This window comes from Pandoraea sp. XY-2 (genome assembly GCF_004193915.1).
Lineage (GTDB): Bacteria > Pseudomonadota > Gammaproteobacteria > Burkholderiales > Burkholderiaceae > Pandoraea > Pandoraea cepalis.
The window spans coordinates 1,146,383-1,168,508 of the sequence record NZ_CP030849.1; the positions used below are offsets into that span (position 1 = coordinate 1,146,383).

The 22,126-nt window shown below is 65.1% G+C and carries 19 protein-coding genes and 2 pseudogenes; 19 read left to right on the forward strand and 2 right to left on the reverse strand.

Going from position 1 to position 22,126, the window contains the following annotated elements; all coding sequences use genetic code 11:
* Positions 1-64: 64 nt before the first annotated feature.
* Positions 65-1,222 (reverse strand): FAD-dependent monooxygenase, encoded by a 1,158-nt coding sequence (locus tag DRB87_RS05330; protein WP_130025144.1) that lies wholly within the window; start codon positions 1,220-1,222, stop codon positions 65-67.
* A gap of 490 nt (positions 1,223-1,712) precedes the next feature.
* Between DRB87_RS05330 and DRB87_RS05335 the strand changes: the two genes are divergently transcribed.
* The 18 genes and pseudogenes from DRB87_RS05335 to DRB87_RS05420 all read left to right on the forward strand — a co-directional run bounded on the left by DRB87_RS05335 (position 1,713) and on the right by DRB87_RS05420 (position 18,175).
* Entirely contained in the window at positions 1,713-2,789 is a 1,077-nt protein-coding gene (locus tag DRB87_RS05335) for a porin (protein WP_165385406.1), read from the forward strand.
* Positions 2,790-3,102: 313 nt separating this feature from the next.
* Entirely contained in the window at positions 3,103-3,972 is an 870-nt protein-coding gene (locus DRB87_RS05340) for an ABC transporter ATP-binding protein (RefSeq protein WP_017235321.1), read from the forward strand.
* A 39-nt stretch (positions 3,973-4,011) separates the two neighbouring features.
* Complete coding sequence (locus DRB87_RS05345) at positions 4,012-4,794, forward strand: ABC transporter permease (RefSeq protein WP_017235322.1); 783 nt, start codon at positions 4,012-4,014, stop codon at positions 4,792-4,794.
* Positions 4,795-4,812: 18 nt separating this feature from the next.
* Complete coding sequence (locus DRB87_RS05350) at positions 4,813-5,604, forward strand: SDR family oxidoreductase (RefSeq protein WP_130025146.1); 792 nt, start codon at positions 4,813-4,815, stop codon at positions 5,602-5,604.
* A 40-nt stretch (positions 5,605-5,644) separates the two neighbouring features.
* Positions 5,645-6,202 (forward strand): cupin domain-containing protein, encoded by a 558-nt coding sequence (locus tag DRB87_RS05355; protein ID WP_130025147.1) that lies wholly within the window; start codon positions 5,645-5,647, stop codon positions 6,200-6,202.
* A 100-nt stretch (positions 6,203-6,302) separates the two neighbouring features.
* A pseudogene (locus tag DRB87_RS05360) lies at positions 6,303-7,210 on the forward strand (alpha/beta fold hydrolase).
* A 1-nt stretch (position 7,211) separates the two neighbouring features.
* The gene (locus tag DRB87_RS05365) at positions 7,212-8,159 is read left to right on the forward strand and encodes an IclR family transcriptional regulator (protein ID WP_240756189.1); all 948 of its coding nucleotides are present in this window, start codon (positions 7,212-7,214) and stop codon (positions 8,157-8,159) included.
* Positions 8,156-8,962, forward strand: a complete 807-nt coding sequence (locus DRB87_RS05370; RefSeq protein ID WP_130025148.1) for an SDR family oxidoreductase — start codon at positions 8,156-8,158, stop codon at positions 8,960-8,962. The genes DRB87_RS05365 and DRB87_RS05370 overlap by 4 nt, the downstream gene beginning before the upstream one ends.
* A complete protein-coding gene (locus tag DRB87_RS05375; RefSeq protein WP_130025149.1) occupies positions 8,955-10,607 on the forward strand; it encodes a thiamine pyrophosphate-binding protein in 1,653 nt (550 codons plus the stop codon). Before DRB87_RS05370 ends, DRB87_RS05375 begins: the two co-directional genes overlap by 8 nt.
* The gene (locus tag DRB87_RS05380; protein WP_130025150.1) at positions 10,600-11,418 is read left to right on the forward strand and encodes an aspartate dehydrogenase; all 819 of its coding nucleotides are present in this window, start codon (positions 10,600-10,602) and stop codon (positions 11,416-11,418) included. The genes DRB87_RS05375 and DRB87_RS05380 overlap by 8 nt, the downstream gene beginning before the upstream one ends.
* A gap of 13 nt (positions 11,419-11,431) precedes the next feature.
* Entirely contained in the window at positions 11,432-12,928 is a 1,497-nt protein-coding gene (locus tag DRB87_RS05385) for an aldehyde dehydrogenase (RefSeq protein WP_130025151.1), read from the forward strand.
* A 74-nt stretch (positions 12,929-13,002) separates the two neighbouring features.
* Positions 13,003-14,013: an ABC transporter substrate-binding protein gene (locus DRB87_RS05390; protein WP_130025152.1), complete on the forward strand. Its 1,011-nt coding sequence runs from the start codon at positions 13,003-13,005 to the stop codon at positions 14,011-14,013.
* A gap of 13 nt (positions 14,014-14,026) precedes the next feature.
* The gene (locus tag DRB87_RS05395) at positions 14,027-14,380 is read left to right on the forward strand and encodes a hypothetical protein (protein WP_130025153.1); all 354 of its coding nucleotides are present in this window, start codon (positions 14,027-14,029) and stop codon (positions 14,378-14,380) included.
* Positions 14,380-14,598 carry a recombinase-like helix-turn-helix domain-containing protein gene (locus tag DRB87_RS05400; RefSeq protein ID WP_017235333.1) on the forward strand — a complete coding sequence of 73 codons (219 nt, stop codon included), beginning with the start codon at positions 14,380-14,382 and terminating at the stop codon, positions 14,596-14,598. Before DRB87_RS05395 ends, DRB87_RS05400 begins: the two co-directional genes overlap by 1 nt.
* A gap of 65 nt (positions 14,599-14,663) precedes the next feature.
* Positions 14,664-15,695 carry an aromatic ring-hydroxylating dioxygenase subunit alpha gene (locus DRB87_RS05405; protein WP_017235334.1) on the forward strand — a complete coding sequence of 344 codons (1,032 nt, stop codon included), beginning with the start codon at positions 14,664-14,666 and terminating at the stop codon, positions 15,693-15,695.
* A gap of 17 nt (positions 15,696-15,712) precedes the next feature.
* The gene (locus tag DRB87_RS05410; protein ID WP_130025154.1) at positions 15,713-16,207 is read left to right on the forward strand and encodes a RidA family protein; all 495 of its coding nucleotides are present in this window, start codon (positions 15,713-15,715) and stop codon (positions 16,205-16,207) included.
* Positions 16,204-17,169, forward strand: a complete 966-nt coding sequence (locus DRB87_RS05415) for a PDR/VanB family oxidoreductase (protein WP_130025155.1) — start codon at positions 16,204-16,206, stop codon at positions 17,167-17,169. The genes DRB87_RS05410 and DRB87_RS05415 overlap by 4 nt, the downstream gene beginning before the upstream one ends.
* 34 nt (positions 17,170-17,203) lie before the next feature.
* Positions 17,204-18,175, forward strand: coding sequence for a VOC family protein (locus DRB87_RS05420; protein ID WP_130025156.1), 972 nt, complete (start codon positions 17,204-17,206; stop codon positions 18,173-18,175).
* A gap of 227 nt (positions 18,176-18,402) precedes the next feature.
* Here the strand turns inward: DRB87_RS05420 and DRB87_RS05425 are convergent, their stop codons facing one another.
* The gene (locus tag DRB87_RS05425; RefSeq protein WP_130025157.1) at positions 18,403-18,948 is read right to left on the reverse strand and encodes a glutathione peroxidase; all 546 of its coding nucleotides are present in this window, start codon (positions 18,946-18,948) and stop codon (positions 18,403-18,405) included.
* Positions 18,949-19,381: 433 nt separating this feature from the next.
* On the opposite strand from DRB87_RS05425, the pseudogene DRB87_RS05430 reads away from it, so the two are divergent.
* Positions 19,382-22,116: pseudogene (locus DRB87_RS05430) on the forward strand (autotransporter domain-containing protein).
* Positions 22,117-22,126: the final 10 nt, after the last annotated feature.

Here is a 22,126-nt window from a genome sequence, read left to right on the forward strand (position 1 = left end):
GGGGGCATCGGGGGCATCGGTATAGGGCGGGCGCAGCGATCGCGCTTGCGCCGCCGCGGGTCGCTCAGGCCGCGAGCGGGACTTGCCACGCGTCGTACTCGTAGACCCAGTCGGCATTGCCGCCTTCCTTGAGCCACTGGTTGCCGCGCGAGCCGATCTGCACGCGTGCCGTGCGTTCGCGTCGCGATACCTCGTAGCGCGCGAGCGCGGCGGCGAGCGTGGCGCGCTCGGCGCTCGGGCCCACGGCCGCCAAGTGGCGAGACAGTACCACAGCATCTTCGATCGCCATGCCTGCGCCTTGTGCCATGAACGGCATCATCGGATGGCTCGCGTCGCCCAGCAGCGACACCCGATCGCGCGACCATTGCGGTAACGGATCGCGCACATACAGCGCCGACTTGAGCACGCTGTCGCACGCGTCGAGCAGGGCGCGCGCTTCGGGGTGATAGTCGGCGTACATCGCGCGCAACTCGTGCACGTCGCCGGGTGCCGTCCACGATTCCAACGTCCAGCTGTCCTGCGGCGTCGTGGCGAAGACAAAGATGTCGCGGCCGAGATTGAGCGGGAACGTCACGATTTGGCTCGACGGGTTCGGTCCCCACCACTTCGTGAACGCGCCGAGATTCGGCACGCCGTCGAGTTTGTCCGCGGGCACGACCGCGCGATATGCCACCACGCCCGTGAACTCCGGCGATTCCGGCCCGAACAGGCCGGTGCGCACGACCGAGTGGATGCCGTCCGCGCCGATGAGCACATCGACGTCGTCGTGCGTGCCGTCCGCGAACGCGAGTCGAATGGGGCCGGGCTGTGCGATGCCCGGCGCTTCGAACGATACGAGTTTCTTGCCCAGCGCAATCGATGTCGCGGGCACGGCCTGCTCCAATGCCTGCAACAGGTCGGCGCGGTGCATCGTGAGTTGCGGCGCGCCGTATTTCGTCTGCGCCGTGCGGGCCATCTCCAGACGGGAGGTCTCCTCGCCCGAATCCCAGGTGCGGCTGATGCGATGGCTCGGTTGTGCTGCCGATTGGCGCAAGGCGTCGCCGACCCCGAGGCCGTCGAGCGCGCGCACGGCGTTGGGTGTCAGGTTGATGTCCGCGCCGACCCGGGCGAACTGCGCTGCCTGCTCATACACGCGCACACGGAAACCTGCGCGCAGTAAGCCGATGGCGGCGGCCAAACCGCCGATGCCGGCACCGTTGATGCCGATGAGAGGAGCTTGCATGGGAACATCCTTTGACGAAAGTGACGACAAACCAAAAAAATAATAAGTTCAAATATGAACACAGTGTTCAAATATTATTGTTTTTGATTCGATCAAAGGCAAGGCATCCTCGGGTAAATCCTGAGGAAACGGACGAGCCCTGACGGGAAGCGAGCCAGGACGCCCGGCAACGCCCGCGGGACGAACGGTGCCGCTCCCTGTGCGGCTGGGTCGGCAATCTTTGTCGCCGCACCCGCGCATTAGCACGCCAATTTCCTGTTATCAATTCGTGAATCTCCGCTGCGGGACTCATGCGTCACCTGGCCTAAGCTTCGCTCAGTTGGTTTCATAAGTGATCCAACGTTTCATAGGTGAAACGTCGAAAATAAATGCGGGACGAGGCGACTGGCTTGGGTTGCCGCGCATCGCATCCGGCGTCGTCACCGTTTTTGAATCATCGAACGACAGGAGTACACAGATGAAGCGGTTTCCGATGGGGCGGATCCCTGGCATGACGGCGCTGGCGGCGGCAATGCTGCTGGTGGCGGGGGTGCCGGTCGCTGCGCAGGCGCAGAGCAACGTCACGATCTACGGCAGCCTGGATGCCGGCATGGCGTACGTGAACAATCAGGGCGGCAACGCGAACTGGATCGCCCAGCAGGGCGCGACGCAGCCGGATCGCTGGGGCTTTCGCGGGGTCGAGGATCTGGGCGGTGGCAATCGTGCCATCTTCCAGCTGGAAAACGGCTTCTCGACGCTCTCCGGCAACACGGTCAAGGCGGGCGCGATGTTCAACCGCCAGTCGTGGGTCGGTCTGCAGTCGAACAAGATGGGTACGTTGACCATCGGTCACATGACCACGTTCAACTTCGACTGGCTCGGGCCGATGAGCACGGCCTACCTGGGCATGAACTGGTACATGTTCCACCCGGGTAACCTCGACGAGCTGGCGAACACGTCCGTCGTGCAGGTCGACAACTCCGTGCGCTACGTCACGCCGGACTTTGCCGGCTTCAAGGCGGGCAGCATGATCTCGTTCGGCAACAACACGAACTTCGCCAACGGGCGCAAGTGGAGTGTGGCCGCGAACTATACGAACGGTGGCTTCAAGGCGTCGGCAGTCTACTCGAACGAGAACAACCGCACGCCGAACGTTGCCGTGCTCGGCGGCGCGACCTTCCAGGGACAGGCGGTTGGCAGCTATGCAGCGTCGAACGTCGAGAACATGGGCGCCGGCGTGTCGTATGGCTTCGGGCCGTGGCTGCTGCACGCGTTGTACACGCGCGTGAAACTGCAATCGCCGGGCTTCAGCGACACGTACCAGTCGTTCGACGGCGGTGCCAACTATGCGACGGGCGTGGCCAACACGATCACCTTCGGCGCGGCCACGACTTCGCTGACGGGCAAGCGCTGGACTCAGGTCAGCCTGGGCGACGTCTACGCGTTTTCCAAGCGCACGCAGGTGTACCTGAGCGGTGTGTATCAACACGCGAGCGGCAATGGGGCGGTGACGGCCATCAACACGATCGGCGCCTCGTCGACGGGCAATCAGTTCATCATCCTGTCGGGCGTGCATCACTCGTTCTGACACCTCGCAACGCCAACGCATTGCGAGACGCTCCTGGTGGTCTCACTTCCCACGCCGGCCGGCCTTTGCCTGCCGGCGTTTTTTTTGCTTCGGCCGTTGTGTTGGCTGTGCAACGCCTGTGGGTGCGGGTTTCCCCTAGTCAAAAAACAATTTTGAACCGGCGAATCCCTCCCTATAATTGATCCATAAGTAAATCAACGTTTCACATATGAAACGTGTCCCGCTAGGGAAGACAGGTGGCAAGCCATGCAGGCGAAACGACGCAGCAGGCTGCCCGAGGCAAGTTGAACATCCAGAAACACGGTGGTTTCCCATGCTCAGGTCGATTCAATTGAAGGACGCGAACGTAGCCGAGGCGAATGCCGAGGCACGTCAGGCGCAGCCGGCGGCGGCACCCTTGCCGTTCGCCATCGAATACCGCGGCGTCACGCGTCGGTTCAAAAATCGCCAGGGCAAGGGCGAGATGACGGCCGTCTCGGACGTCTCCATCGGCATCAAGGCCGGTGAGTTCGTCTCGCTGATCGGCCCGAGCGGCTGCGGCAAGAGCACGCTGCTCAACATGGGCGCCGGTCTCTACGCGCCGAGCGAGGGGCAGGTGACGCTCGCGGGCAAGCCGGTGCGCGGCCCGTCGCAGCAAGTCGCGTTCATGTTGCAGAAGGACCTGCTCATGCCGTGGCGCTCGATTCAGAAGAACGTCGAGCTGGGCATGCAGATCCGTGGGCGCAGCAAGGCCGAGCGGGCGGAAGTGGCCAAGGCGCTGCTCGCGCGTTGCCACTTGAAGGGTTTCGAGAATCACTATCCACACCAGCTCTCGGGCGGCATGCGCCAGCGCGCCGCCCTGGCCCGCACGCTGGCCGTCGAGCCGGACGTACTGCTCATGGACGAGCCGTTCTCGGCGCTCGATGCGCAGACCAAGATGGTGCTCCAGCAGGATCTCGCGCAGATGCTCGCCGACGAGGGCAAGACCGCGCTGATGATCACCCACGACCTCGCCGAAGCCATTGCGCTCTCGGATCGTGTGTTCGTGATGAGCGAGCGCCCGGGCACGATCATCGAGGAGATCACGATCGATCTGCCGCATCGCGACAACCCGATCGAGCGCCGCAAGCAGGCGGGCATGAACGAATACGTGGCCCATCTGATGGAACTGCTCAAGGTGGGTCGCGACGACCACCTCGGCTGATCCTCGTCCCCGACACTGCAAGACACTGGAATCCTCGCTATGAAATCCCTTTCCAAAACGCAACTGACCGTTGGCAGCTTCGTGTTGCTGCTGATCTTCGCGGCCATCTGGCAATGGGGCCCGACGGCGTTCGGCGTACCCGAGTTCGTGCTGCCCAAACTGTCGTCGACCGTGATCGAAGGCGCCCGCATGTTCCAGGTCGAGAACCTGTGGCTGCACATCGGCGTGACGGCCATCGAAGTGATCGCGGGCTTCGTGATCGGCTCGGCGCTGGGCGTGGTGATCGGCGTCGTCCTCGGTTTGTCGCCGTCGACCGAAGCCATGCTCTCGCCGTACATCCTCGCGCTGCAGATTGCGCCGAAGGTCGCGTTTGCGCCGCTGTTCGTCATGTGGATGGGCTACACGATCTACCCGAAGATTCTCGTGGCCGTGCTGATCGTCTTCTTCCCCGTGATGATCAATGTGCTCGGCGCCGTGCGCGCCGTCGACCCGGACATGGTCAACCTGGTGCGCGCCCTGTGCGGCCGCCGCTGGCAGATCTTCCGCTTCGTTGAATTCCCGTCGGCCATGCAGGCGCTCTTCGCGGGCTTGCGCATCGCGTCGACGCTGGCCGTCATCGGCGTGACCGTGGGTGAACTGGTCGGTGGCGACCGCGGCCTGGGCTATCTGCTGGTGTATGGCGAAGGCCAGGGCAATACCGCGATGGTGTTCGTCTCCATCGCCGGGCTCACTGTCATCGGTATCGCGGCGTACGCCGCCGTGGTCTGGCTGGAGCGCCGCGCGTTGCATTACGTGCCGCGTGCCGCCATGAACATTGCCTGAACGACGAGGGACTGCAACGTGAACGAATTGCCCATTCTCCCGCTCGACACCGACACGCTGGCGCCACTCGGCGGCAAGAAGCTGCTGATCACCGGTGGCGCGCGTGGCCTTGGCGAAGGGTTCGTCCGTGCCGCCGTGACACGCGGCGCGCAAGTGACGATTGCCGATATCGCGTCGCAGGCCGGCGAGGCCCTCGCGGCCGAACTGAGCGGCGCGGGACATGCCGTGTCGTTCGTGCGCGTCGACCTCTCCGATCCCGCATCGGTGGACGCGGCCGCCAAGGGGGCTGCCGAACGCATGGGCGGCATCGACGGCCTGGTCAACAACGGTGCGATCACCAACTCGGGCGGAAAGCTGGCCGCTGAGTTGAGCGTCGAGACATGGGACGCGGTCATGAACGTCAATGTGCGTGGGACCTGGCTCATGACGATGGCGGCGCTGCCGTTTCTGCGTGCATCGGGGCAGGGGCGCGTCGTGAACATCGCGTCGGATACCGCGCTGTGGGGCGCGCCGCGCCTGCTCGCTTACACCGCCAGCAAGGGGGCCGTCATGGCGATGACACGTTCGCTCGCGCGTGAACTTGGCCCAGACGGCATCACCGTCAACGCTATCGCGCCGGGACTCGTCGAGGTGGAAGCCACCGCCTATGTGCCCGCCGAGCGTCATCGTCATTACCTGGAGGGACGTGCGCTGCCTCGCGCCCAGGTGCCCGACGACGTGATCGGCCCCGTGCTGTTCCTGCTCTCCGATGCTTCCCGTTTCGTGACCGGGCAGGTGCTGCCGGTCAACGGCGGCTTCGTGATGCCCTGACGAGCCGTTCTTATTCGCAACGCCTTCAAGGAGTTTGACCATGGCGCAAGCCGACGCTAAAAACACCGCGACGCCACAGGCCGTCGAGAGCTGGACGCAGGCCGAAGGCCAGGCATTCAGTGACTGGCTGGACACGCGCGTAGCCCGCTTCTCGACGCGCAAGTACGACTGGGACGCCCTGAAGTTCCAGGCCGACTACGACCCGAAGTACCGCCGCGCGCAAATGCGCTACGTCGGCACGGGCGGCACGGGCGTGGCCAAGGACGTCAACACGGTCCCTGCCGGTCACTTCACGTTCTCGACGATGGTGATCCCGGCCGGCAACATCGGCCCGAGCCACATCCATATGGATGTCGAAGAAATCTTCTTCGTGATGCGCGGCAAGATGAAGGTGATCTGCGAGCGCGATGGCGAAACCTGGGAAGCCATTCTCGGTGAGCGCGACCTGATCTCGGTGCCGCCGGGCGTGTACCGCACGGAAATCAACATCGGTGACGAAGACGCGCTCATGTGCGTGATGCTCGGCTCGCAAAAGCCGGTCACGCCGACGTATCCGCCGGATTCGCCGCTCGCGCAGATCAAGCGCGATCTGAAGTAAGCCGCCGGGGGCCGTTGTCCCGGAAAGTCCGGTGAGGGGCTTGCCCGTCGCAAGCGCCACACCGGCAGGAATTCACAAAGCAAGACGTTCAGTCCAAGCCATGCAAGCCGAAGCCTTTCTGTCCGAAGTACCCGAAGATGCCGCCCTCGCGCCGCTATGCGCGCGTCTGGACGCCTTCCCGTACCGCACCGTCGCCACGCGCGCGGGCACCGTCGGCTATCGCAGCGCTGGAACGCAAGCCGAAGGTGCCACGCCGGTCGTGCTGCTGCACGGCATCGGGTCCGGTGCGGCGTCATGGCTCGCGCAATTCGAAGCCACGAACCTGCATGCCGCGCTTTACGCATGGGACGCGCCGGGCTACGGCCAGACGACGAATGTCGCCGACGCCGAGCCGCACGCCGACGCCTATGCCGATGCGCTCGCGGCCTGGCTCGATGCGCTGGGGCTGGCACGCGTCGCGCTCGTCGGTCATTCGCTGGGCGCGATCATGGCAACCCAGTTCGCGAGCCGCGCGCCGCAGCGCGTGAGCGGGCTCTTTCTCTGCTCGCCGGCCGGCGGTTACGGCAAGGCTGACGCGCAGGTGCGTCTGAGCAAACGCGACAGTCGTCTGGCGATGCTCGATAAGCTCGGCCCGGCCGGCATGGCGCGCGAGCGCAGCGACAACCTCGTCGCCCCGAACGCCGCGGCACTGCCGCGCGCGTGGGTGAAATGGAACATGGCCCGCGTGCTGCCCGCGGGCTACCGTCAGGCAACGCATTTGCTCTCGAATGGCGACGCCGCCGGCGCGCTGGCGCACTACGTCGCGGCGAATGCGGGCCCGGTCGCGGTGGCGGTCGGCGCCCAGGATGCCGTGACGCCCCGGCGGCTTGCCAAGCGATCGCCGAGGCGGCCGATGTGCCGCTGCAAATCATCGAAGGTGCTGGACACGCGTCATATATCGAAACGCCAGACGCGCTGAATGCCGCGCTCGCCGCGTGGCTCGAACCTATTGCGGCAGGAGAGCGTTGAGATGGCATCCGTAACGCCCAAGCGCATGACGGCAATGGCCGAGGCGCTCACCGAAGACGACACGCTGCGCGAGCGCGCGATACAAGGCGAGGGCGAGAGCGACGATCTCGTCGACGGCGCGGCCACCGAGTCGCGCTACCTGGTGCCGGGCCTTGAGCGCGGCCTGCGCATCCTCACGCAATTCTCGCCGCGCGAGCCCGTGTTCAGCGCTCCGGAGCTCTCGCAACGGCTGGGCATTCCGCGCACCACGGTCTTCCGCTTGTTGCAAACGCTCGAAGCGATGGGTTTCCTGGAGCGCGCAGGCGGTGAAAAGAATTTCCGTCTGGGCGTGGCCGTGCTGCGTCTGGGCTTCGAATACCTCAGCTCGCTGGAGCTGACCGATCTGGGCATTCCGATCATCGAACGGCTGCGCGACGCCACGCAGCTCACGTCGCACATCGTGATCCGCGACGGGCGCGACATCGTGTTCGTGGCGAAGGCGCAGAGCGTGGCGAGCGTGTTCAACTCGATCAAGGTCAACGTCGGCACGCGCCTGCCGGCGCATGCGACCGTACACGGTCATGTGCTGATGGGCGACCTGACGCTGGCCGAGCTTCGCGCGCTGTACCCCGAGAAGTCGCTCGAAAAATACACGCCGCAGACACCCGAAACGATCACCGAGCTGTTCGAGCGCGTGCGCGAAGACGCCGAGCGCGGCTACGCCGTATCGGCCTCGTCGTTCGAGCGCGGCATCAGCGTGGTGAGCGCGCCGGTGCGCAACGACGCGGGACGCATCTGCGCCGCGATCACCGTCACCATTCCGCGCGCCACGCTCGACGCGTCGGTGCTCGACGCGGGGCTGATCGCACAGGTGCGCGAGGCGGCCGACGCGCTGTCGCACCGCCTGAACTACCGGCCGGGCAGCGACGACCGTGCCACCCCCTACATGAAGTCACTGGGATTGAAATGATCAAGATCGACCTCACCCAACGCGCGGCGCTGGTCACAGGCGGCTCGTCCGGCATCGGCCTCGCCACGGCCGAGCGCCTGCTCGACGCCGGTGCCGCTGTCGCCATCTGCGGCCGCAACCCCGAGCGGCTGGTGCAAGCGGAAGCCCGCCTGCGCGAGCGCCATCCCGATGCGCGCCTCATCGCCGCACAGTGCGACGTGCTCGATGCGAACGACGTCGCCGCGCTGGCCGAGCGCATTCGTGGCGAATTCGGTCGTCTCGACATGCTGGTCAACAACGCGGGTCAGGGCCGTGTGTCGACGTTTGCCGACACGACCGACGACGCCTGGCGCGAAGAGCTGGAGCTGAAGTATTTCAGCGTCATTCGCACCACGCGCGCTTGCCTGCCGATGCTGCGCGAAGCCGCCCGCGAGACGGGAGATGCCGCCATCGTCTGCGTCAACTCGCTGCTCGCGCTCCAGCCGGAGCCGCACATGGTGGCGACGTCGTCGGCGCGCGCGGGGATCCAGAACCTGGTGCGCTCGATGGCGAGCGAATTCGCGCCTGACGGCGTGCGCGTCAACAGCATTCTGATCGGACTGGTGGAGTCGGGCCAGTGGCGCCGTCGCTTTGCCGCGCAAGGCGAAGGCAAGACCTGGGAGGAATGGACCGGCGAGTTGGCCCGCAAGAAGCAAATTCAGTTGCAACGTCTGGGCAGGCCTGAAGAGGCGGCCGCAGCGATCTTTTTCCTGGCAAGCCCGCAGTCGTCCTATACGACGGGCAGCCATATCGATGTTTCCGGAGGCTTGGCAAGACATGTCTAACACAACCACCGTCGGCGAAGTCATCGCGGCGTTTCTCGAGCAGTGCGGTGTGAAGACCGCATTCGGCGTGATCTCGATTCACAACATGCCGATCCTCGACGCCATCGCGCGTCGCGAAAAGATCCGTTACGTCGGCGCGCGCGGCGAAGCCGGTGCGCTGAACATGGCCGATGGCCTCGCCCGTGTCTCGGGCGGCCTCGGCGTGGCCTTCACGAGCACGGGGACCGCGGCGGGCAACGCGGCGGGCGCCATGGTCGAAGCCCTCACCGCCGGCACGCCGGTGCTGCACATTACCGGCCAGATCGAGACCGAGTTCCTCGATCGCGATCTCGCGTATATCCACGAAGCGCCCGATCAGCTCAGCATGCTGCACGCGATCTCGAAGGCCGCCTATCGCGTGCGTTGCGTCGACACTGCGCTCTCGACCGTGCGCGAAGCCGTGCGCGCCGCGCTCACGGCGCCGGCCGGCCCGGTGAGCGTGGAGATTCCCATCGACATCCAGGCGGCGGAAATCGAATGGCCCGCGGATCTGGCCGCGCCGCACATCACGGTGCCGACGCACGACGACGCCCGCGTGGCCGAACTGGCGGACAAGCTGGCCGCTGCGCATCGTCCGATGCTGTGGCTGGGCGGTGGGGCGCGCGGGGCGGAAGCCGCCGTCAAGCGTCTCGTCGACATGGGCTTCGGCGTGGTCACCAGTGTGCAGGGTCGCGGCATCGTGCCGGAAGATCATGCGGCCACGCTCGGCGCGTTCAACATCCACCCGACGGTCGAGACGTTCTACAAGTCGTGCGACGCTGTGCTCGTGGTCGGCTCGCGTCTGCGTGGCAACGAAACGCTGAAGTACAAACTCGCGCTGCCGCGCCCGCTCTATCGCGTCGACGCCGATGGCCTGGCGGACGGCCGTGGCTACCGCAACGACCTGTTCATCCAGGGCGACGCCGCACGGGTGCTGAACGCGCTGGCGGACCGTCTGCAAGGGCGCCTGTCGATCGATCCGGCATTCCACGCCGATCTTGCGGCCGCTCGCGAGGTGGCCGTCAAGCAGGTCGCGGAAGGTCTCGGCCCGTACCGTCAACTCGTCGCTGCGCTGCAAGGCGCGCTGGGCCGCGACTTCAACTGGGTGCGCGACGTCACGATCTCGAACAGCACGTGGGGCAACCGTCTGCTGAAGCTCTTCTCGCCGCGCGCCGGTGTGCACGCACTGGGCGGCGGGATCGGTCAGGGCATGCAGATGGGTATCGGCGCGGCGCTCGCGGGCAACGCGAAGAAGACCGTCGCCCTGTGCGGCGACGGCGGCCTGATGGTCAACGTGGGCGAACTCGCCACCGCCGTGCAGGAAAAGGCGCCCGTCGTGATCCTGCTGATGAACGATCAGTGCTACGGCGTGATTCGCAACATTCAGGATGCGCAGTACGGCGGTCGCCGCCACTACGTGCAACTGCACCAGCCGGACTTCGCCGCGTTCTGCGCGAGCCTGCAGCTCAAGCACGAGCGCATCACGGCCATCGATCAGGCGGAGGCGGCTGTCGCACGCGCCATGGCGCACGACGGCCCGGTGCTGCTCGAAGTGGACATGCTGTCGGTGGGCAGCTTCGCTTCGCACTTTGCCGGTCCGCCGGTCCGGGAGCCTGCGAATGCATGAATTGAACCACCGTCCCGTTGACGTCGCGCTGATCGGCTTCGGCGCGATCGGCTCGAAGGTCTATGAGGCGTGCGCGAGCGATCCATATCTGCGCGTGGGCCACGTGATCGTGCCGGAGGACGCCGCCGCCCGCGTGCGCGAGAGCGTGCGCGCCGACACCGAAGTGGTGTGTTCGGCGCAGGCGCTCTCCAGCCGCCCGGACTTCGTGCTCGAGTGCGCGGGTCACAGCGCGCTGTCGGGGCACGTGGTGCCGCTGCTCAAGTCGGGGGTGGATTGCGCGGTGGCGTCGATCGGTGCGCTGTCCGACACCGATCTGCTCGCCGCACTGGAACAAGCGGCCAAGGACGGCGCATCGACGGTCACATTGCTCTCGGGCGCCATCGGCGGTATCGATGCGATTTCCGCGGCGCGCGAAGGCGGTCTGGACGAAGTGCTGTACACCGGTCGCAAGCCGCCGACGGGCTGGCTCGGCACGCCGGCCGAGCAGGTCTGCGATCTGGCAACGCTTACCACCGCGACCGTGATCTTCGAGGGCAGCGCCCGCGACGCGGCGCGTCTGTATCCGAAGAATGCGAACGTGGCGGCGACCGTGGCCATCGCCGGTCTGGGGCTCGACGCGACGCGCGTGCGTCTGATCGCCGACCCGACGAGCACGCGCAACGTGCATCACATCATCGCCCGCGGGGCGTTCGGCGAGATGTCGCTGGAGATGTGCGGCAAGCCGTTGCCGGACAACCCCAAGACGTCGGCACTGACCGCGTACTCGGCCATTCGCGCGCTACGCAATCGCGTTGCGAACTGTGTGATTTAGCAGGAAGAGCATCATGAGCCATCAAGATTTGCTGCAAGGGTTTTCGAGCGACATTCTGGTCGGCGGCGAATGGCGCGCCGGCACCGGCAAGCGCTATCAGAGCCTGTATCCGGCCGACGAGAGCGTGAATGCCGAGATCGCGGCGGCGGGCGCCGAAGATGCGATCGACGCCGTCGAGGCGGCCGATGCGGCCTGGCGTCGCGCCGACTGGGCGGGCTTGAAGCCGCATCAGCGCGCCGCCGTGCTGCATCGCGTGGCCGACGGCATTACGCAGCGCGCCGAAGCGCTGGCGCATTTGCAACGACGCGACAACGGCAAGCCGATCAGCGAGACGCGCGCGCTCGTCGCCAGCGCATCAAGCACGTTCCGTTACTTCGCCTCGTGTCTTGAGACGCTGGAGGAAACGCTCACGCCGTCGCGCGGCGACTACCTGACGATGAGCGTGCACGAGCCGCTCGGCGTTGTTGCCGCCATCACGCCGTGGAATTCGCCGATTGCCTCGGACGCGCAGAAGCTTGCCCCGGCGCTCGCCGCGGGCAATGCCGTGGTGCTCAAGCCAGCGGAAGTCACGCCGCTCGCTTCGCTCGAACTCGGCCGCATCTGCGAAGCGGCCGGTGTGCCGCGCGGCGTGCTGTCGGTACTGCCGGGCAAGGGCTCGGTCATCGGCGACATCCTCGTGCGTCATCCCAAGGTCAAGAAAGTCGCCTTCACCGGCGGCACCGAAGTCGGCCGCGGCATTGCACGGCTGGCAGCGGAAAAGCTCATGCCGGTCTCGCTTGAACTCGGTGGCAAGTCGCCGACCATCGTTTTCGAAGACGCCGACATCGATCATGCGGTGGCCGGTGTGCTCTACGGCATCTTCAGCTCGTCGGGCGAATCGTGCATCGCAGGCTCGCGTCTTTTCGTGCACAAGGCCATTTTCGACACGTTCGTCGAGCGCCTGGTGGCCGGCGCGAAGCAACTCCGCGTGGGCGATCCGCTGCGCGAAGACACGCAGATGGGGCCGCTGGTGACGGCGTCGCATCGCGAGTCGATCGAGCGCTATGTCGCCATCGGGCTGGAAGAGGGCGGCCGCCTGTTGTGCGGTGGCGAGCGTGCGGCGGGCGACGGCCGCGAGAAGGGCTACTTCTATCAGCCGACCATCATCGCGGGTCTGACGAACCAGGCACGCATGGTGCAGGAAGAAATCTTCGGCCCGGTGCTGGCCGTGCTGCCGTTCGAGAACGAAGACGACCTTTTGGCCGAGGCCAACGACAGCGTCTACGGTCTTGCGGCCGGGATCTGGACACGCGACTTCAAGCGCGCCTGGCGGATCGGGCGTGCGCTCGAGACCGGCACAGTCTGGATCAACACCTACAAGCAGTTTTCGATCTCGACGCCGTTCGGCGGCTGGAAAGAGAGTGGCATGGGGCGTGAGAAGGGGCGTCTGGGGTTGCTGGAGTACACGAACCAGAAGAGCCTCTATTGGGGCATCAACGACAGTCCGCTCGCGTGGGCGGGCAAGGTCTGAACGTCAGTCAGTGGCAGAACACGCCGCAATGCACAGGGTATTGCGGTCATCCGATACTTGAGCGAGGCAGAGATATGTTGTCGATTTTCCGTGGATCGTTGGCGCGCCGCGCGCGTCGTGCTGTTGGCCTGTGCGCCGTGGCGGGACTCACGAGCCTGGCGGCGCCGGTGATGGCGCAGCCGGCTACCCAGCAGATTACCTATCTGCTCCCGGCGCCGGCCAACCTGCCGGCCTTCGCGCCGCTGATGCTGGCCGAGAAGAAGGGCTACTACGCGGCGGAAGGGTTGTCGGTGCGCTGGCTGACCGTGCAAGGCGGTGCCGACGTCGGCAAGCAGCTCGCCTCCGGTAATGGCGATCTGGGCGGCGGCCTGGGCGACACCCCGATCGTGCTGCGTCCGAACGGCATTCCCATCAAGGGCGTGGCGCTGCTGGGCGGTCGCACGCTGCACCAGTTGGTCGTGCGCAACGATGCGAACATCAAATCGCCCGCCGACCTGAAGGGCAAGACGATCACGGTGCTGTCCTATCAAGACACCGGCTTCTACGCGACGCTGGGCCTGCTCGCCTCCGCGGGTCTCACGCGTACCGATGCGCGCATCCAGGGCGCTGGCCCGGCGGGTGTGTGGCAGCAGGTCGCCACGGGCAAGGCCGACGCGATGGTGGGCACGCCGGAGTGGGCGCAGAATATCGAAGATGCCGGCGTGAAGGTCACGATGACCTCGACCGACAAGTATTTCCCGGGCATGGCGCAGGCGATTCTGGCTTCGGACAAGACCATTGCCGAGAAGCCGGAGATGGTCCGCAAGTTCGTTCGTGCCACGATCAAGTCGGTGGCCGAGATCATGCGCGACCCGGCGGCCGCGGCCAAGGAATACTGCGCGACCGTGCCCGGCTACAAGGGCAAGGAAGCCGAGATCGAGAAGATCCTGACGTATTACGCCCGCAACGTGTATCCGGGTCAGGAGCGTCTCGGTGCGTTCGATCCGGCGCGTGTGACGAAGCTGCAGGATTTCTATATGCAGGAGAAGATCATTCGCGAAAAGTCGAACCTGGCCGACCTGTTCACCAACCAGTTCGTGCAATAACGCGAGACGCCACATGAACGAAAACGCCCCGGGCGCCGCTGCGGCCACCCAGCCCGACACGATGTTGCTGACGGTGTTCCTGCGTCACGATCAGTCAAACAATCTGGACGAATTCCAGGAACGCCTGAAGGCGGCCGAATGGTGGGAGCGCTTCCCGCCGGCCGGTGTGACGGTGGTGTCGTGGACGGTGGCGATGGGCTTTGGCCAGATCGTCACGCTGGAACTGCCGCCGCACCTGCTGCCGACGGTCAACGTCGAGCTGGAGCGCTCGGCCTGGGGCGTGTTTCGCACCGAATGCTATCCGACTTACGATTTTGTACCCGTGCACGCGCGCATTCGCGAACGGGTTCGCCATGGAGGGAAATGATGGACCGCTATCTCGAACCGCACCAAGCGCGTCGCCATGAGCCGACGCAATACGAAAGCCTGCTGGGCGACGCCATCGAGCGCGCCTATGCCGCCGGCACACACGATCTGGCTGGGCTGGTGGCCTACCTGAATCGCACGGGCCCCGGCCCGCAAGCGGGCGACGTGTGGACCGAGGCGGTGTACACCGCGCAGATCGCCCGAATGGCCGAAGAGTAACAACATCACAGAGTTCGATCGCTGCACGCCGCGCGTGCGCAGCGATCGCGATGGAGACGTCCCCCATGACTACGCAACAGCCTATCCTCACTGCCGACGCCATTCTCGAGCGCGGCCTGAAGAACCTCTGGTATCCGATTTGCCCGTCGCACATGGTTGGCCGCGAGCCGGTCTCGCTGCGCCGCCTGGGCAAGAAGCTGGTGTTCTGGCGCGATCAGGACAACCAGGTGCATGCCCTCGATGATCATTGCCCGCACCGTGGCGCCCCGCTGTCCAAGGGCATCGTGATGGGCGATCGCATCGCCTGCGGTTATCACGGCGTGCAAGTGCGCTGTGACGGCACCGTGATGCGCGTGCCGGGTAGCCCGGGCTGCAAGCTCGAAGGTTCGCGTCCGACGCAGGCGTATCACATCGTCGAGCGCAACGACGCGATCTGGCTCTACAACGCCACCGAAAACATCGACACGCCGCCGCCGCTCGTGTTGCCCGAGGAACTCGATGCCGACGGCGAGTACTCGTCGTTCCTGTGCTACACCGAGTGGAAGGGCGACTACCGGTACGTGCTCGACAACGTGATGGACCCGATGCACGGCACGTATCTGCACAAGCAGTCGCACTCGATGGCCGAAGGCGACAACACGGCGGCCTTCCGCATTCGCGACACCGACCGCGGCTTCGTCTTCGAAAAGGAAGGCCAGCGCGATGTGAACTTCGACTGGACCGAGTGGGCCGATACCGGCACGCACTGGATGCGTTTGGAGATTCCCTACCCGAAGACGGGCGGCCCCGGCGGCAACTTCGTGATCGTGGGCAGCTACACGCCGGTCTCGCCGACGCTGGCCGCCGTGTTCCACTGGCGCTGCCGCAAGCTCGACGGCTGGCAACGCGATACGTGGCGCTTCCTGTATCGCAACCGTCTCGAAGCGCGCCACTGGGCGGTGCTCGAACAGGATCGCGTCATGCTCGAAGATATGGAGCCGGATGCCAACCAGAGCGAGCATCTGTATCAACACGACATGGGTATCGTGCGTCTGCGTCGCCATCTGAAGAACCTGGCGAAGGCGGAACTCGAGCGCATTGCGCAGGGCAAGGCGTAAGCCGCGCGAGACGCTTCATGCCCATCGACCCATTCATCAAGGCCGAGCGTATCCGTGCCCAGGCCGTGCCCGATCTGGGTACGGCGACCTGGAGCAACGGCATTCGCGCGGGCAATGACATCCTGATGTCGGGCATGACCGCGCACCCGGCCACGCGCGATGCCGCCGAGCCGCTTACGACCTACGAGCAAACGCGCGTGGTGCTCGGCAAGATCCGCGCGTTGGTCGAGGCGGGCGGCGGCAGTCTCGCCAACATCTACAAGCTCGTGGTGTACGTGACCGACATTGCCGACAAGGATGAGGTCGGACGGGCCCGTCGCGAGTTTTTTGCGGAAGTGGCGGCGAACGGCGGAGCTTACCCCTGTTCGACGCTCGTGCAAGTGAGCGCACTGGTCTTTCCGGAGCTGCGCGTGGAAATCGAGGCGTTCGCACGTCTCGACATCGATTTGTCCGCCGCGGGCTTAGCCGGCGGACGTCAAGAGAATCAGCAACATCAGAGAGCGGCGTTATGAGCAAGTCAAACCTGTCGGCAATGGTGCGCACGCTTCGCTTCGAAGCGGCGGGCATCATGAGCATCGAACTCGTGCCTGCGGTGGGCAGCGACACCCCGTTTCCCGACTTCACGCCGGGCGCGCACATCGATCTGCATCTGCCGAGCGGGCTGGTGCGAAGCTATTCGCTCGTGAATGCGCCGGGAGAGCCGAATCGCTACGTACTCGGCATTCTTGCCGATCCGAAAAGCCGTGGCGGCTCGCGCTTCATCCACGACAATTTCCGCGTGGGGATGACGCTGGAGATTTCCGAGCCGCGCAATCACTTCGAGCTTGACGCCACCGCCGAGCATACCGTGCTCGTCGCGGGCGGCATCGGGGTGACGCCGATTCTCTGTATGTATCGACGCCTGCGTGCGCTCGGTCGCAACGTCAAGCTGATGTATTGCGCACGCACGGCGCCGCAAGCCGCTTTCATCGACGAACTGAACGCGTTGGGCGGCGACATCACCTATCACTTCGACGACCAGCATGGCGGCAAGCCGGCGTCGCTCGCCGCGTTTCTGTCCGGGCAACCGGCGGGCACGCATGCATACTGCTGCGGGCCCGGCGTGATGCTCGACGCCTTCGAGGCGGCCTGTGCCGAAGCCGGTATCGCCAACGTGCATATCGAGCGTTTCGCCGCGGCGCCGGATGCACCGCCGCCCGCGACGTCCGAGGGCTATGTGGTGAAGCTCGCGAAGTCCGGCAAGGAGCTGAGCGTGCCGGCCGGGGCGACGCTGCTCGAGACGTTGCTCGCCGCGGGTATCGACGCGGAACATAGCTGCATGGAAGGCGTGTGCGGCGCTTGCGAGACGCGCGTCCTCGAAGGCTGCCCCGATCACCGTGATTCGGTGCTGAGCGCGGCTGAGCGCGCCGGGAACAAGGTCATGATGATTTGCGTGTCCGGTTGCAAGGGCGACCGTCTGACGCTGGATCTGTGACCGCTCCCACCTTGAACCCCTACCCGAGACTGTCATGACGATTCTGGGCATCGAACAAATTACCTACGGGGTCACCGACCTCGACACCTGCCGTCGCTTCCTGGGCGACTGGGGCCTGACCGAGGTGTCCGCCGACGCGCACGGCGCGCGCTTCGAAACGCTGAACGGTTGCCGTGTGCTGGCCGTGCGTCACGACGATCCGTCGCTGCCGCCGGCGATGGAAGATGGACCGACGCTGCGCGAAGTGACGTGGGGCGTGACGACGGCCGAGGAAGTGGCCGCTATCGCAGACCGCTTCGCCGACCAGCCAGGCTATTTCTTCAAGGACGGTGCGACGGGTTGCATCGATCCCAACGGTCTGGCCGTGCGGGTGGAAGTGACTGCCAAGCGGGCCGTGGACGTGAAGGGCGCATTGAGCAATCCGTGGGGGATCGCGGCGCAGCGCGTGAACACGCCGAGCCCGGTGTATGAGCGTGCTCAGCCGATCGAAGTGGGGCATGTCGTGTTCTTCACCAACGCGCTCGCGGCCACGCAAGCGTTCTACGAAACGAAGCTCGGCTTCGAGCTGTCGGATCGCTATCCGGATCGTGGTGCGTTCATGCGTTGCGCGCCGCACGGCGGCCATCACGATCTGTTCCTGCTGGCGTTGCCGAACGGCAAGCGCGGGCTGAACCATGTGGCGTTCACCGTGCGCGACATCCACGAAGTATTCGGCGGCGGCATGCACATCGACCGCTGCGGATGGGAAACCCAGTTGGGCCCGGGGCGTCACCCGATTTCGTCGGCGTATTTCTGGTACTTCAAGAATCCGTGCGGCGCGCTCATCGAGTATTACGCCGATGAGGACATCCTTACGCCGGAATGGCAGCCGCGCGACTTCGAGCCGGGGCCGACGGTATTTGCCGAATGGGCGGTGGACGGCGGACTCGACGGCAACACGCGTCGTCAGAAAAAGGGGAGCGAAGCGCCGACCGGCAAGTTCATGACTGACACGGCCAAGCGCTGAGTCGAGTCATCGCGGACGCGTCAGTCCCGGGGGGATGACGCGCCGTGTTTCACGAGTTGTCGCGAGAAGCGGGAACCGGCGCGCGATGTGGCGTCATGAGGCCCGGATCGACCTTGCCAGACGTGAGGTCGTTTCGGAGGGCGCTCATGGCGCGCCGGCAACCGTCCTGCCGACGCTTGTGGCACGAGGGGGCACGCGTTTGCGCTGCCCCTTTTTGCATGGTGCGATTACTTCGCCAATTCCGCGTCGACGGCGGCGACCAGACGCGGGTCGTCGGCCTTGACGTCTGGTGAGAAGCGGGCCACGACCTGTCCGTTGCGTCCGATGAGAAACTTCTCGAAATTCCACAACACGTCGGCCGGGTTCTCGCGGACTACGCCGAAGCCTTTGAGACGCTCGCGGAACGGGCCTTCGCCGATCGCTTCGGGCTGTGCTTCGACAAGCGCCGTGTAGAGCGGGTGACGGTCGTCGCCCAGTGCCGAGAGCTTGGCGAACAGCGGGAACGTGACGTTGTACTGCGTGGTGCAGAAGTCGAGGATCTCGGCATCGGTGCCGGGCTCCTGACCCTTGAAGTTATTGGCGGGGAAGGCGAGGACTTCGAGGCCGGCGGCGCGCTTGTCTTCATACAAGCGTTCAAGGCCCTCGTACTGCGGTGTGAGGCCGCACTTCGACGCGACGTTGACCACCAGACGCACGCGTCCCGTATAGTCGCCCAAGGTCGCGGCGCGGCCGTCGTTGCGCGTCACCGCGATGTTTTCGATGAGGGTGCTCATGCGTATTTCCTATCTTGGTTAGGTTAGCCGAGTGTAGCGCAAGCCTGTGGGAGCCTGCCGACCGGCGAAAAAATGCCGATTGACAGTCGGTAAAGGGTATGGAAGGATTCGCGGACTAAAAAATGACAAGCGCTGTCAAGCGCGTCGTACAGGTGAACAAACACGGGGTCGTTCGAATGTTTCGTGCCGCTTCTCGCAGCATCGGTGATCCTGCCCCAGAAGCAGGCCACGTCATCGCCTTGAATCAGACCGCGCTCATGCCGTAGCGAGCGTGTGCCGCGGCGCTCACGCATCCAATCCTTCTGACCGATACGGCCGGCCTTCCCTGCCGTGACAGAGGTCTTGCGCCTATGTGTCGGTCGCTGCGCGCACGACGTTTCCGAATTCACGAGTCAACGCGTTGCAATCTGAAAGCCGTATTCCGGGAAATCGAATGAATCGCATCTATCGTGTGGTATGGAGCGCCAGTCTGGGCACGCATCAGGTCGCGTCCGAAGTGGCTGGCGGTCACGGCGGAACGTCGCGCTCGGCGGACCATCGCCGTGTGCGCAAAGCGGCGGTCGCTGCCGTCGTTGCAGCGGCTTCGCTGAACACAGGACCGGTGTGGGCAATCCCGCTGGCCGCCATCATGGATGGTCGCACGTTTCTCGTTGCCGGTCAGGCGGACACCACTTCGTCGACGAATTGGCGCTACGACGGCACGATCCTGTCGATCACAGGCACGACGTTCGCCCAAATCGCGAACACGTTCGGGACAATTTCGAACGCTGGCACGCTGGTCGGCGGTAACGCATTGCTGATTTCGCCGCGGGGCAATGTGACGCGTCTCGAGAACAGCGGGTTGATTTTCTCGCCGAGCAACGCGGGCATCGACAACGCCGGCACACTGGCGTCCGCATTCAATTCCGGCTCGATCTCCGCCGCCAACGGGTATGGGGTGGAGAATACGTCGCATCTCGGCCAATTGACCAACACGGGGACTATCTCGGGCCGTTATGGCGTGGCCTCGTTCATGGGCAGTGTATCGACGCAGTTGGGCACGCTGACGAACAGCGGCACCATTACGGGCGCGCAAAGCGGGGTGATGAACCGAAGCGCGACCCTCACGACGATCGACAACCTGCCCCTTGGCCTGATCGATGGCACCAGTGGGCTCGGCTCCGGCGCCGGCATCGACAACCGCGGTACCGTGATCGGTGGCACGACCTATCACGGCATCATTGGCACGATCAACAACGCTGGAACGATTTCGGGCGGGAACTACGGCATTTACAACGAGGACTCGATCGGTACCATCAACAATCTCGCGGGCGGGCTCATTTCCAGCGCCGGCGAGGCCATCGCGAATGCCTCCGCAGCGGCCACGATCGGCCAGATCAATAACGCCGGCATCATTGCGGGCAACATTTCCCATTCCGGCACGCAAGCCTTGTCCATCGCGGGGGCGTCGGGCGCAGCGCAGGGCACCCTCACGGGTTTCGGCAGTGCTGTTCCCGGAACCCTTTCCAGCTCGCTCGCCGATATACACTTCAACGGCGGCAATCTCCTGCTTAACGACCACCTGAACCTCGCTGGCACACGAACGGCGTTCAACGACGCGTCGGTATTGCAAGTGAACAATGCCATCCAGGTCTCAGGAGATTACGCGCAGGCGGCAGGTGCTACGCTTCAGATCGGTGTGGCAGGCAATGCGGTTACGACCGGCGACTTGACGACCGACAGCGGCTACGGGCGCCTGGTTGTGAGCGGCAACACGACACTGGCAGCGGGTTCGAGCATCGCCTTGCAGTCGCTCGGCTATTCGTTTGCGGCGGGGCAGCGCTATGTCGTGATCGACACGGCAGGCTCGGCCACCTACAACGAAGGTTCGCTGGTTTATCGCGTCAACGGTTCGTCGACGCTCGGCGCGTCCGGCGCCACGGTCGCTAACGGCAGTCGGCAGGATCTGGTCGTGACGTTGATCTCGGATACGAATGCCGGTTCCGACAACGGCGGCGGCACCGGTACGACACCGCCCGCCGACCCTCGCACCAACGCCTTGCTCGCGTCGGCACCCAACGCGCAGTCGTCGCTGCGGGGCTTGCTGGGCTACACCGGGGTGAGCGACGCCCAACTGCTGAATCTGTACAACGCGGCACTCGGATCGCTGAGCGGCGGTTCGACGGACTCGGCCAATCGGGTCGGCAAGCAACTTGCCCCGGCGCAGAATACGCGTGCCGCAGGCGCGGCCACATTCGAATCGCTGGGCGTGGTCGGTGCGCACGTCAACAGCCTGCGCGTAGCGCAGGCCGGGGGCACCGGGATTGCGACGGGCGATAGCGCAGCCAACTGGGGCGTCTGGGGACAGGCCTTCGGCGGTCACGCCAGCCAGTCGGCGCGTAACGACGTCGACGGCTACAGCGCCAACTACGGTGGATTGGTCATCGGTGCTGACCGTGCGTTCGGCGAGCGTTGGCGCGCGGGAGGAGCGGTCCAGTTCTCGCGCACGGCGATCGACAATGACGGTAGCACCTCGGGCAATGCGACCGGCGTGAACGGGTACGGCCTCATTGGGTACGCCGCTTACACCGGCGAGCCGTGGTACGTGAACCTGTCAGGCTCGGCGGTGCTGCAACACTACGATACGACGCGATCGGTATCGATGCCGGGCTTCAACGGCGTGGCCCATGGCAACTTCAACGGTCAACAATACGTGTTCGGCGCCGAATTCGGCTGGCCACTGGCGCTGGGACGTGCCATCGTCACGCCGCTGGCGGGCGTCACATATGGCTATCTGAACCAGAACGGCTATACCGAAACTGGCGGCAATGGCTCGGCGCTTACGGTCGGCCGTGTCGGCGCTAGTTCGGTGCGTAGCGCGCTGGGGCGAAGGTCGCCTTGCCATTCGAAACGGCGAGGGGTATGTGGGTGCCCGAACTGAGCGTGCGTTGGCTGCATGAGTACAACCGTACGCGTCAAACGACGGGCGCGAGCTTCGCCGCGGATCCGTCCGGCCAGACGGCGTTCACGACCGTGGGCGCTACGCCGGTGTCGGACCTGGCCGATATCTCGCTGGGCCTGACCCTGATGAAAGCGAACAACCTGAGTGCCTCGATTCGCTACGACCTGCAAGCGGGGGCCGGCTTTGTGTCGCACACGGGGATTGTGCGCGTACAACAGCGCTTCTGAGCGTCGTGCG